General features: G+C 70.7%; 13 protein-coding genes. 9 read left to right on the top strand and 4 right to left on the bottom strand.

Annotated features, from left to right (window positions below; genetic code table 11):
- Positions 1 to 191 precede the first annotated feature (191 nt).
- The 7 genes from VGD32_RS03585 (at position 192) to VGD32_RS03555 (ending at position 7,781) form a co-directional block, all read left to right on the top strand.
- Positions 192 to 1,295, top strand: coding sequence for a peptidoglycan DD-metalloendopeptidase family protein (locus VGD32_RS03585; RefSeq protein ID WP_331030529.1), 1,104 nt, complete (start codon positions 192 to 194; stop codon positions 1,293 to 1,295).
- 111 nt (positions 1,296 to 1,406) lie between these two features.
- The gene (gene yajC, locus VGD32_RS03580; RefSeq protein WP_331030528.1) at positions 1,407 to 1,733 is read left to right on the top strand and encodes a preprotein translocase subunit YajC; all 327 of its coding nucleotides are present in this window, start codon (positions 1,407 to 1,409) and stop codon (positions 1,731 to 1,733) included.
- Positions 1,734 to 1,765: 32 nt separating this feature from the next.
- Positions 1,766 to 3,358, top strand: a complete 1,593-nt coding sequence (secD, locus tag VGD32_RS03575; RefSeq protein WP_331030527.1) for a protein translocase subunit SecD — start codon at positions 1,766 to 1,768, stop codon at positions 3,356 to 3,358.
- Entirely contained in the window at positions 3,358 to 4,347 is a 990-nt protein-coding gene (gene secF, locus VGD32_RS03570) for a protein translocase subunit SecF (RefSeq protein ID WP_331030526.1), read from the top strand. Before secD ends, secF begins: the two co-directional genes overlap by 1 nt.
- Before the next feature lie 128 nt (positions 4,348 to 4,475).
- Entirely contained in the window at positions 4,476 to 5,096 is a 621-nt protein-coding gene (locus VGD32_RS03565) for a hypothetical protein (protein WP_331030525.1), read from the top strand.
- A 121-nt stretch (positions 5,097 to 5,217) separates the two neighbouring features.
- Positions 5,218 to 5,844 (top strand): squalene/phytoene synthase family protein, encoded by a 627-nt coding sequence (locus VGD32_RS03560; protein ID WP_331030524.1) that lies wholly within the window; start codon positions 5,218 to 5,220, stop codon positions 5,842 to 5,844.
- 152 nt (positions 5,845 to 5,996) lie between these two features.
- The gene (locus tag VGD32_RS03555; RefSeq protein ID WP_331030530.1) at positions 5,997 to 7,781 is read left to right on the top strand and encodes an ABC transporter ATP-binding protein/permease; all 1,785 of its coding nucleotides are present in this window, start codon (positions 5,997 to 5,999) and stop codon (positions 7,779 to 7,781) included.
- A 10-nt stretch (positions 7,782 to 7,791) separates the two neighbouring features.
- Here VGD32_RS03555 and VGD32_RS03550 read toward each other — a convergent pair whose 3' ends face one another.
- From VGD32_RS03550 to VGD32_RS03535, 4 genes are all read right to left on the bottom strand, one after another.
- A complete protein-coding gene (locus VGD32_RS03550) occupies positions 7,792 to 8,256 on the bottom strand; it encodes a chemotaxis protein CheE (RefSeq protein WP_331030523.1) in 465 nt (154 codons plus the stop codon).
- Complete coding sequence (locus VGD32_RS03545) at positions 8,253 to 8,825, bottom strand: response regulator (protein WP_331030522.1); 573 nt, start codon at positions 8,823 to 8,825, stop codon at positions 8,253 to 8,255. The genes VGD32_RS03550 and VGD32_RS03545 overlap by 4 nt, the downstream gene beginning before the upstream one ends.
- A 90-nt stretch (positions 8,826 to 8,915) precedes the next feature.
- Positions 8,916 to 9,866: an acetyl-CoA carboxylase carboxyltransferase subunit alpha gene (locus tag VGD32_RS03540; RefSeq protein WP_331030521.1), complete on the bottom strand. Its 951-nt coding sequence runs from the start codon at positions 9,864 to 9,866 to the stop codon at positions 8,916 to 8,918.
- A gap of 83 nt (positions 9,867 to 9,949) precedes the next feature.
- Entirely contained in the window at positions 9,950 to 10,849 is a 900-nt protein-coding gene (locus VGD32_RS03535) for a tyrosine recombinase (protein ID WP_331030520.1), read from the bottom strand.
- Between the two features lie 113 nt (positions 10,850 to 10,962).
- Here VGD32_RS03535 and VGD32_RS03530 point away from each other — a divergent pair, with 113 nt between their 5' ends.
- Entirely contained in the window at positions 10,963 to 11,541 is a 579-nt protein-coding gene (locus VGD32_RS03530) for a shikimate kinase (protein WP_331030519.1), read from the top strand.
- A partial coding sequence (locus tag VGD32_RS03525) for an iron-containing alcohol dehydrogenase (RefSeq protein WP_331030518.1) occupies positions 11,538 to 11,872 on the top strand: 335 nt, incomplete at its 3' end. The genes VGD32_RS03530 and VGD32_RS03525, both read left to right, overlap by 4 nt.

Genomic DNA, 11,872 nt, shown 5'->3' with positions numbered 1-11,872 from the left:
CAGGCAGCAGGCGACGGGCGGTGAGTGCTGACAGGATGGGCAGGCGTCCCGCCGTCGACGCCCACTCTTTGGTGATCCCTGTTGCCTGATGCCTGCTGCCTGTTGCCTTCCTGTTAACCTTCCCGCCCAACTTTGGCGCGGTTTAGCAGGTCTGGTCCGAAGGGGCGGATTCGAGTTTGAGGAGCGGGCGCATGGTCGGGATCAGGGCGGGGCTGAAGGCGCTGGCGGTGCTGGGGGCGATGAGCCTGACGGCGGCCTGCGCCAGCTATCCGGCCGAGCCGCGCTATTCGATCCACGCCGATCCGGCGCCGGTGCGCCAGCCGGCCTATCCGGTCGCCGCCGCGGCGCCCGCGCCGAGCGGAGAGGGCGTTCGCGGACCGACCAATCCGGCCTATGAGGCGCCGCCGCCGGCGACCGCGCCGGTGAGCGAGATCGAGGGCGGCTCGCTGGACGCGCCGGTCGGGACCACGCCGCGCTACGACCCGCCGGCGTCCGGGCCGGTCCCGGCGGCCGGACCGGCCAGCGAGGGCTTCGCCAGTCCCCCGCCGCCGGCGCGGAGCGGGACGGCCGTCGCGGCCGGGGCCAGCTATGAAATCCAGCCGGGCGACACGATCTCGGGCATCGGGCGGCGCTTCCAGACGCCGGTGCAGACGCTGATCGATCTGAACAATCTGGGCCCCAGGGCGGATGTGTCGCCGGGCCAGCGCATCGTGCTGCCGGCCGACGCGGTCGACATCGGCGGCGATCCCTATGCGACGGGCCCCTCGCCGAGCGGAGTCCTTGTGGCCGATGGCGGGACGCCGCCGCCTCCGCCTCCGCCGCCGCCGGCCGACCTCGCCACGCCGCCGCCGCCGCGCGAGCTGGCGGCCACGGCCGGTCCGGTGGGCGAGGCCCCGGCCTCGACGACGGTGACGCTGGACTGGCCGGTGCGGGGCGACATCCTGCGCCGCTTCGGTCCGGTCGGCATGGGCGAACGCAACAACGGGGTGAACATCGGCGCGCCGGCGGGGACCGAGGTGCGGGCGGCGGCGGCGGGCCGGGTCGGCTATGTCGGCGACGACCTCGCCGGGCAGGGGCTGACGGTGCTGGTGGTGCACCGCGACGGCTGGCGATCGGTCTATGGGCATCTGGGCACGGCGACGGTGCGCGACGGCGACGACGTGCAGGCGGGACAGGCCATCGGCACGGTCGGCACGACCGCCGGCGACGGGCGGCCCTCGATCCATTTCGAGACCTGGCGCATGCGCGGCGACGAGCCGACGGCGATCGATCCGCTGAGCGTGTTGCCGCGCTGACGCAGGCGACGGGTTCCGCCGAGGCGGCGCGTTGCAATGTCGGGCGACGCGCCCTAGGTTCCGCGCCTCATTTTCAGGGCGCCGCGGGGCCCGGTATCCAGAGAACGCTCGATGACTCCCACCGACGGCGGCCTGATGGCCATGATCATCCAGTTCGCGCCGATCATCGCGATCGGCGTGATGGGCTATTTCCTGCTGGTCCGGCCGCAGATGAAGCAGGCCAAGGCCCACCGCGAGATGGTCGCCGGCCTGAAGCGCAACGACACGGTGGTGCTGTCGAACGGCATGATCGGAAAGGTCACCCGCGTCGAGAACGACGAGGCCATGGTCGAGATCGCCCAGGGCGTGAACGTCCGCGTCATCAAGGCGATGATCACCCAGGTGCGCGACCGCACCGGCGTCGCGGCCAACGACACCAAGCAAGTCACCAAGGCCTGACCCACACGCTCTGAAAGGTCGGGGAAGCCCTCATGATCCATCTGTCGCGCTGGAAGGTCGTCCTTCTCGCCCTGTCGTTCGTGTTCGGGGTGCTGTTCGCCTATCCGAACATGCTGACGCCCGCCCAGCGGGAGGCGCTGCCGGGCTGGCTGCCGAGCAAGGGGCTGAACCTCGGTCTGGACCTGCAGGGCGGATCGTACCTGCTGCTGGAAGTCGACGTGCCGGCGATGCGCGCCAAGCGTCTGACCAACCTCGGCGAGGACGCGCGCACGGCGCTTGAGGAGGCGCAGGTCGCCCTCTCGAACATCAGCCAGGACGGCTCGGGCGTGGTGGTCACCCTGGCCGATCCGGCGACGATGGACCGGGCGCTGGAGGCGATGCGTCCGCTGGCCGCTGGCGGGGGCGCCGGCACGGTCGCCGACCGCACCGTGCAGCGCCAGGGCGAGGACCGCATCCGCTACGCCTTCACCCAGCAGGCCATGGACTCCATGGCCTCCGACGCCGTCAGCCAGTCGATCGAGGTGGTGCGCCGCCGGATCGACAGCCTCGGCACCCGCGAACCGTCGATCACCCGCGAGGGCGCCGACCGCATCGTCATCCAGGCCCCGGGCGAGAGCGATCCGGCCCAGCTGGAACGCGTGCTGGGACAGACGGCGCAGCTGACCTTCCAGATGGTCGACGTCGAGAACTCGGTCGAGGAGGCGCTGGCCGGCTTCCCGCCGCCGGACGCCGAGGTCGTTCCCGACGCGAACGGCGTCCCCTATCTGGTCAAGAAGCGGGTGCTGGTCTCGGGCGAGAACCTGACCAAGGCCGAGGTCACCGTCGACCAGAACAACCAGACGGCCATCGGCTTCCGCTTCGACGGGGCCGGCGCGCGGCGCTTTGGCGAGGCCACGGCCGCCAACATCGGCAAGCCGTTCGCGATCATCCTCGACGGCAAGGTCATTTCGGCGCCCAACATCAAGAGCGCCATCACCGGCGGCTCGGGCATCATCGAGGGCGTCTTCTCGATGCAGGAAGCCTCGGAGATGGTGAACCTGCTCAACGGCGGGGCCCTGCCGGCGCCGCTGAAGGTCGAGGAGCGCCGCACCGTCACCGCCGAACTGGGCGCCGACGCGGTGGCCGCGGGCGCGCTGTCGACGGCCATCGGCTTCGCCATCATCATCGCCTTCATGCTGCTGGCCTACGGCTTCCTGTTCGGCGGCATCTCGGTGATCGGCCTGCTTCTGAACGGCCTGCTGATCATCGCCGCCATGTCGATGACCGGCGCGACCCTGACCCTGCCCGGCATCGCCGGCCTGGTGCTGACGTTCGCCGTGGCGGTCGACGCCAACGTGCTGATCTATGAGCGGATGCGCGACGAGGCGCGGGCCGGGCGGTCCGTGATCGCCTCGCTCGACGCCGGCTTCAACAAGGCCATGGGCACCATCATCGACGCCAACCTGACGACCCTGGTGGCGGCGCTGATCATGTTCATGTTCGGGGCCGGGCCGGTGCGCGGCTTCGCCTGGACGCTGACCATCGGCGTCTTCACCTCGATGCTGTCGGCCGTTCTGGTCGCACAGGTCGGACTGGCGTGGTGGCTCAAGCTCGCCAAGCCCAAAAAACTGCCGATCGCGGAGTGATGGCGATGCGTGGATGGCCCCTCATCAAACTGCTGCCGGTCAAGACGAACCTGCATTTCGTCGCCTTCGCCAAATACGCCGCCGGACTGTCGGCGGTGCTGGTGATCGCCTCGCTGATCGGCGTCTTCTATCCCGGCCTGAACATGGGCATCGACTTCCGCGGGGGCGCCTCGATGGAGGTCGCCAAGCCCGCCGGTCAGGTGATCGATCTTGAGGAACTGCGCGGCGCCGTGGACGAACTGGGTCTGGGCGACGTGCAGGTGCAGGGCATCGCCCGGCTGGAGTCCGACGTGAACGACGGCTCCACCGCCCTGCTGCGCTTCCAGATTCCCGAGGGACAGGACCAGACGCAGGTCGTGCGTCAGGTCGAGGCCGCGGTCTCGAGCGCCATTGGCGATGTGACCTATTCCGGCGTGGCCGTGGTCGGCTCCAAGGTGTCCGGCGAACTGTTTCAGTCAGGCCTGATGGCGCTCGGCCTCGCGGTCGTGCTGATGTTCGCCTACATCTGGTTCCGGTTCGAACCCCAGTTCGGCTTCGGCGCCGTGGCCGGCCTGCTGCACGACGTGATCCTGGTGTTCGGCCTGATCGTCGTCATGCGGCTGGAGTTCAGCCTCAACATGGTCGCCGCCATCCTGACGGTGATCGGCTATTCGATGAACGACACCGTCGTGGTGTTCGACCGCCTTCGCGAGAACCTGCGCAAGTACAAGACCATGCCCCTGCGCGAGGTGATCGACCTGTCGATCAACGAGACCCTGTCGCGGACCATCATCACCGGCTTCACGGCGGTCATGGTTCTGGCGGCGCTGGCCCTGCTCGGGGGACCGACGCTGTTCGGCTTCTCGATCGCCCTGATGTTCGGCATCGTCGTCGGCACCTATTCGTCGATCTACGTCGGCGCGCCGATCATTCTGCTGTGGGGCGTCAAGCGCGGCGGTGCGGCCGACGACGCCCGTCCGGTCAAGCTGGGTATGGCGAGCCGGCCGTAAGGCGGCAAAGCCCCTACAGTCTTTCGGTTTTTGTCGCGGGAGCGCGGCGCTATGGTCGCGCTTCAACGATTCTCGCGGCGCGTCTGTCGCCGCGGTTTTCCCGAAACGCTCTGGGAGGGGCGATCGACATGGGCAATCTGCTTTCCAACTTCCGCACCACCGTCCTGCTCAGCCTCGTGCTGGCCGGGGTGATGATCTACGCCTTCGGCAGCGTCGCGCCGGGCGGCTTCGACATGATTTTCTGGCAGGCGGTGTTCCGCTGGACCCACGTCTTCGCCGGCATCCTGTGGATCGGCCTGCTGTGGTATTTCAACTTCGTCCAGATCCGGGTCATGCCGTCGATCCCGGCCGAGCTGAAGCCGGCCATCGGCAAGCATATCGCCCCCGAGGCCCTGTTCTGGTTCCGCTGGTCGGCGCTGGCCACGGTGCTGGCCGGCCTGGCGCTGGCCTTCAGCCGCGGCCACGCCTACGCCGTCGAGGTGCTGAGCTTCGGCCTCGTCGGCGGCCTGACCGAGGATCAGAAAGGCTACACCCTGATGGGCATCGGCGTGTGGCTGGCCATCGTCATGTTCCTGAACGTCTGGGGCGTGATCTGGCCGAACCAGAAGCGGGCGCTGGGCATCGTCGTCGTCGAGGACGACGCCAAGGCCAAGGCCGCGCGCACCGCCATGCTGGCCAGCCGCATCAACATGCTGCTGTCGCTGCCGATGCTGACGTCGATGGCGATGTACCAGACGCTGTTTGGCTAAGGTCCCGCGCGGGCGGATCGCGACTCGCCGCCGCCGCAATGGCATAGGGAAACGCCGCGCCTGTTCCGGGCGCGGCGTTTTCGCATTTGAGGCCGGCCTTCGCCGGAGTAAGCGGCAGAGAGTGAACCCTTCCCTCGACGAGCAGCTCCGCGCGGCCGATCCCGACCGATGGCTGTCCAGCCGGTTCGTGGCCGACGCCCAGGCGCGGGCGGACCTGACCGCCCTGTATGCGTTCGAGGCCGAGCTGCTGGCCATTCCGGCGCGCGTGACCCAGCCCCTGCTGGCGGAGATGCGCTACGCCTGGTGGCGCGAGCAGCTGGACGGGGTGTTCGCCGGCGTGGCGCGCAAGGGGCATCCGGTACTGGAGGCGCTGACCGACCTGGTGGTCCGGCGCGGGCTGGACCGGGCGCCGTTCGACGCCCTGATCGAGGCGCACATCGGCCGGGTGAACGGCGAGCCGCATGATCTGGACGCCTTCTACGCCGGGCCGATGCAGACCGCCGTGCGCGTGCTCGTGGGGCCGGGGCGCGAGGCGGCCGTCGTCGGCGCAGCCCGGGTCTGGGGTCTGACGCAGACGGGCCGGAGGCCGGAAGCGCACGCCGCCCGGCCAGAGGCGCGCGCGGCCCTCAGGGCCTTGCCGGTGGCGGCCTTCCCGGCCGTGGCCCACGCAGCCCTGCGCGACCCTGCGGAAGCCGAGCCGGTGAAGCGGCTGCGGCTGATCTGGGCCTCGATGACCGGACGTATCTGAACCCGGCCTTTGCGTAGCCGCCGGGGCGGGGCCATATGGCTCCCATGGCGAGACTGGGCGAGCGGACGGGACGGCGGGGCGATTCCGCGGCGAAGGCGGCGCAGGGGCCGCCGCCGGCCGACCCGCCGAAGGGTCCGCCGACCGGGCGGGCCATGCTCGATCTGATGCGGCTGGTGCGGCGGTCCAATGCGCCGCAGCTGTATCCGCGCCTGCTCGGGGCCATCGGCATGACCCTGGGCGGAAAGGCCCTGGGCGTGCTGGCGCCGCTGGTGCTGGGCGCGGCCGTGAACCGGCTGGCGGCGGGGCAGGGGGCGGCGGCGGGAATGGCGTGGGGCTTCGGGGCCTTCGCGCTCGGCTGGGCCTTCGTGCGGCTGCTGTCCGCCATCGCGCCCAATGCGTCGGACGTGGTGTTCGCGCCGGTGCGCTCGGCGGCCCAGCGGACGGCGGCCACCGAGACCTTCGCCCACGCCCTGAGCCTGTCGCTCGATTTCCACCAGACCAAGCGTTCGGGCTCGCTGTCCCGGACCATGGACCGGGGCGCGCGGGCGGTCGACTTCCTGATGCGCATCCTCGCCTTCAACCTGATCCCGACCGGGGTCGAGCTGGTGCTGGCGGCGGGGGTCCTGGCCGGGGCCTACGACTGGCGATTCGGCGCCGTGGCCGTCGCCGTGGTGGCGATCTACGCCGTCGCCACCTTCGCCCTGTCGAACTGGCGGATCGAACACCGGCGAGAGATGAACGCGGCCGACACCCAGGCGGCGGGCGTCTCGGTGGACGCCCTGCTCAACTATGAGACGGTCAAGTCGTTCGGAGCCGAGGCGCGGGCGGCGCGAGCCTATGACATGGCGCTGGGCGACTACACGCGGGCGGCGCTGAAGGCCAACAGCTCGCTGGCCCTGCTGAACATCGTGCAGGCGGTGATCATGAACCTGGGCCTCGCCGTGATGGCGGTGATGGCCGGCTTCGAGGCGGCGGCCGGACGGATGGGGCCGGGCGACGTCATGGCCGCCGTGCTGATCATGATCAGCCTCTATGCGCCGCTGAACATTCTGGGCTTCGCCTATCGGGAAATCCGTCAGTCCTTCATAGACATGGAAGAGATGTTGAAGGTGACGCGTCAGACGCCGCAGGTGGCCGACGCCCCCGACGCCCAGCCCTTGCCGCGTCCGGTCGATACGCGCGGCGCGGCCCTCGCCTTCGAGCGGGTGGGCTTCCGTCACGACGCCCGGGCCAACGGGTTGGAAGGCGTGAGCTTCGTGGCGCCTCCGGGGACGACGACGGCGCTGGTCGGACCGTCCGGGTCAGGCAAGTCGACGATCGTCAAACTGGCCCTGCGGCTGCTCGACCCGCAGGAGGGGGCGGTGCTGATCGACGGCGTCGACGTGCGCCGGGTGACCCAGGAATCGCTGCGGGCGGCGGTGGCGCTGGTGCCGCAGGACGTGGCCCTGTTCAACGACACCATCCGCGCAAACATCGGCTTCGCCCGTCCCGATGCGGACGAGGCGGCGATCTGGGCGGCGGCCGACGCGGCCGAGCTGGACGAATTCATCCGCGCCCTGCCGCAGGGCCTCGACACGATGGTGGGCGAACGGGGACTCAAGCTGTCCGGCGGCGAGCGCCAGCGGGTCGGCATCGCCCGCGCCCTGCTGGCCGATCCCTGCATCCTGATTCTCGACGAAGCCACCAGCGCCCTGGACAGCCGCACCGAGGCGGCGATCCAGAAGACCCTGCGGCGGGCGCGGACCGGCCGGACCACCCTGGTGGTGGCGCACCGGCTGTCGACCATCGCCGACGCCGACCAGATCCTGGTGCTCAAGGCCGGGCGCATCGTCGAACGGGGCGCCCACCACGAGCTGGTGGCGCGGCAGGGCGGGGAATATGCGGCGCTGTGGCGCAAGCAGACCCGGGGCGCGCGGACGGAGCGGCAGCCGGCCTGACGCCCGGCCGTCAGCCGAACTTCGTCGCCACCATCCGCGACAGATGGGCGGTCACCTCGGCGCGTTCGGCGGCCGCGGTGGGCAGGGTGTTCAGCAGCCGCAAGGACTGGATGTGGACGTCCATGATCCGCCAGTCGAAGGCGCCGTCTTCGGCCGAGGCGCGATCGACCATGTCGCACAGGCTGATGGCCACGGCGTAGATCTCCTCGAGATCGAACGGGGCGGCGGCGTCGATGATGTGGTTGGCGGAGCGATAGATCTGCTGGAGGCTGCGGATCGTCGCCTCCGGGTCGGCGGGCGCCTCGAGGGCGACGAGATCGTCGATGTGGCGCGTGACCTCTTCCAGGCCCTTGCCGCGCAGCCGCGCGATGTTCTCCCGGGCCTGGGCCAGGGCGACGCCGACGCTGACGCCGCCGGCGCTGTCGATCATCTTCGCCAGACGCGAGGCGCGCCGGTTGTGGGTGATGACCGTCACTGGCCCGCCTCCGCGAGGGCGGCCGCCTTTTCGGCCTCGAATTGGACCCGGCGGATCACGTCGCTTCGGCGTTCCTCGCCCGACGGCGCGATGTCGCGGAAGCGCCGGTCCGGGCCGAAATACTCCCCGACCTCGAGAAAGGGCCGGCCGTCGCGGGCGACCCAGACGATCCGCTCCAGCAGGCTGGCGGCGCTGAACGGCTTGGTGATGACGAAATTGGCTCCGCAGTCGCGCGCCTTGACGACCATCGAACGGCGGATGTGGCCGGCGGTCATGATCACCGGAACGAAGGCGTTCGGCGGACCCGATCGGCGCAGCCAGTGCACCAGTTCGAAGCCGTCCATGTCCGGCATCTCGCAGTCCACGACCAGCAGGTCGACCTCAGCCTCGCGAAGGATGTCGATCGCCTCGGCGGCGCTGCGCATCGAGTAGCGGGTCTTGATGCCAAAGCCGAGGAGGGCGCTCGTGGTGATGTCGGCGGCGAAGGCGGAGTCATCCACCACCATGGTGACGGCGCCGGTCAGATTGATGATGGCGCTCTCGCGCAGGGCCTCGCCGACGGCGCTCATTCGGAACGGACTCCAGCCGAGTCGCCCACTGCAACTCAGCATGGAGACAGGCGTAGTCGGACAACCCTCGCCGAAGGGTTAACGAAAGCCTCAGCCCATGCGGCCGATGGCGTAGAACCGGTCGGCCCGGGCCTGGCGGATCTGCTCGGGGGAGAGGGCGGACAGGGTCGCCAGCTCCTCGGCCAGCACGTCGCCGACGGCGGCGATGGCGGCGGCGGGGTCGGCGTGGGCGCCGCCGGTCGGCTCGGGGATGATCCGGTCGATGATCTTCAGCTCGAGCAGGTCCGGGGCGGTGATCTTCATGGCCATGGCGGCGTCGCGGGCGCGGGCCCCGTCGCGCCACAGAATGCCGGCGGCGCCCTCGGGCGAGATGACCGAGTAGATCGAGTGCTCGAGCATCAGCACCCGGCCGGCGGCGGCGATGGCGATGGCCCCGCCGGAGCCGCCCTCGCCGGTCACGGTGGCGATGGAGGGCACGCCCAGGGTCAGGCAGCGCTCGGTCGACCGGGCGATGGCCTCGGCCTGGCCGCGCTCCTCGGCGCCGAGGCCGGGATAGGCGCCGGCCGTGTCGACGAAGGTCAGCACCGGCAGGCCGTACTGTTCGGCCAGGTCCATCAGCCAGACCGCCTTGCGGTAGCCCTCGGGGCGGGCCATGCCGAAATTGTGGGTCAGCCGGGTCTGGGTGTCGTGGCCCTTCTCGTGGCCCATGACCACGACGGGCGCGCCCCGGAACCGCGCGAGGCCGCCGAGGATGGCCTGGTCGTCGCCGAACTGGCGATCGCCCTTCAGCTCGACGAAGTCGGTGAACAGGCCCTCGACGAAGTCGACGAAATGCGGCCGCTGCGGGTGGCGGGCGACCATGGTCTTCATCCACGGGTCGAGCGAGGCGTAGGTCTTGCGGCGCAGCTGCTCGGCCTTCTTGCGCAGGCCCTCGACCTCGGCGTCGAACGAGCCGGAGGTCGAGGAGAGCAGGTTCAGCTCCTCGATCTTCGCCTCGAGATCGGCGATGGGCTTCTCGAATTCGAGGTAGTGGGTGGCCATCAGGCGTCCGGAACAGGCGCGCGTCTCAGCGCAACGGAAGGCGGCGGAACCTAGTGGGGTCAACGCCGGGGAGCAAGCGGGGTTCAGTCGTCGCGCGCCAGGGGATGCTTGTCGCGGACCACCCGGGCGAGCCGGTCGGTCGCCACGTGGGTGTAGATCTGGGTGGTGGCGATGTCGGCGTGGCCGAGCAGGGTCTGGACCACGCGCAGGTCGGCGCCGCCCTCGAGCAGGTGGGTGGCGAAGGCGTGGCGCAGGACGTGTGGGCTGACCCGGGCGGGATCGACGCCGGCGTCGACGGCGGACTGGTCCAGAAGCTGGGCGAAGCGGCGGGGGGTGAGGTGGCCCTTCGAGGACGACGAGGGGAACAGCCAGGGGCTGTCGGGCGCCTTCTCCGGCCGGGCCGCGTCGCGGGCGACGAGCCACGCCTTCACGGCCTCGCGGGCCGAGGTGTTGAGCGGGGCGAGGCGTTCCTTGCCGCCCTTGCCGCGGACGATCAGGAAGGCCGGGTCCCGGCGCACCGCCTCGACGCGCAGGCCGAGCAGCTCGGAAACGCGCAGGCCGGAGGCGTAGGCCAGCTCGACCCGGGCGTCGAGGCGCAGGCCGGCGGCGCCGTCGCGGGCCGAGGCGGCGGCGAGCAGGCGTTCGATCTCGTCGCGGCTGAGGGTCTTCGGCAGGCTGCGGCCCTGCTTCGGGGCATCAAGGCGGCGCGAGGGGTCGTCGGCCCGCCAACCCTCGCCGAGCGCGAAGCGGTAGAACTGGCGCACGGCCGAGCGGCGGCGGGCCTGGGTGGCGGCGGACAGGCCGCGCGCGCCGAGGCCGGCGTACCAGGCCTCGACGGCGGCTTCGTCGGCCTGCATCAGGCCGCCGGACAGGGCGGTTTCGGCGTCGGCGAGATCGCGCCCATAGGCCGACAGGGTGTGGGGCGAGGCGTCGCGCTCGACCGACATCATTTCCAGAAAGGCCTCGACCTGGGGCGTGCTCATGCGCGGGACCGCTTTGCGTCGGCGGCGCCTGGTGTAAAGGGTGGTCGGGTCATGACGCCTTGCCTGCCGCCGCCCGTTCCGCCGCCATCCTCCCGCCTCCCGCGAGGCCGGTCATGAGCGAGGTCGTTACGGGGGCCGGCCTGATTCCGGTTCATCGCCGCACCATAGCGCTGGTCGGGCTGATGGGGGTGGGGAAATCGACGGTGGGGCGGCGGCTGGCCAAGCGGCTCAACCTGCCCTTCGCGGACGGCGACATCGAGATCGAGGCGGCGGCGGCCATGACCGTGTCGGACATCTTCGCCCGGCTGGGCGAGTCGGAATTCCGCGCCGGAGAGGCGCGGGTGATGAAGCGGCTGCTGGAGGGTCCCCGCATGGTCCTGGCCACCGGCGGCGGTGCGATCCTGAACCCGGACACCCACGCCCTGCTGAAGGAGCGGGCGGTGACGGTGTGGATGCGGGCCGATCTGGAAACGGTGGCGCAGCGGGTGCAGCGACGCGACACCCGGCCGCTGCTGCGCGGACGCGATCCGCTGACCGCGCTGAAGGCCATGGCCGAGGTGCGCTACCCGATCTACGAGACGGCGGACCTGACCGTCGACGTGGCGGGCGGGGCCCACGCGCAGGCGGTGGAGGCGATATACGAGGCCCTGCAGGCCCATTTCACCGCCCATGAGCCGGAGATGAAGGCGTGACGACGACCGTGCCGGTCTCGGGCGGCGGCTTTCGCCCCTATGAAGTGGTCGTCGGCCACGGGCTGTTGGCGGAGCTGGGCGCGCGCGTGGCCCCGCTGGCGCAGGGGCGGACCGTGGTCATCACCGACGAGACCGTCGGCCGGCTGCATGGCAAGGCGGCGCTGGCGTCGCTGAAGGCGGTGGGCGTTCACGGACGCCTGCTGACCGTGCCGGCGGGCGAGGCGTCCAAGTCGTTCAGCGAACTGGAGCGGGTGATCGACCGGATGTTGGCCTTCCAGCTGGATCGCAAGGACGTGGTGGTCGCGCTGGGCGGGGGCGTGGTCGGCGATCT

Origin of the sequence: Brevundimonas sp. (assembly GCF_036402095.1) — a bacterium.
Lineage (GTDB): Bacteria > Pseudomonadota > Alphaproteobacteria > Caulobacterales > Caulobacteraceae > Brevundimonas.
The sequence above is the reverse complement of the archived record's forward strand: the minus strand, read 5'-3'. Positions and strand labels throughout refer to the sequence as shown.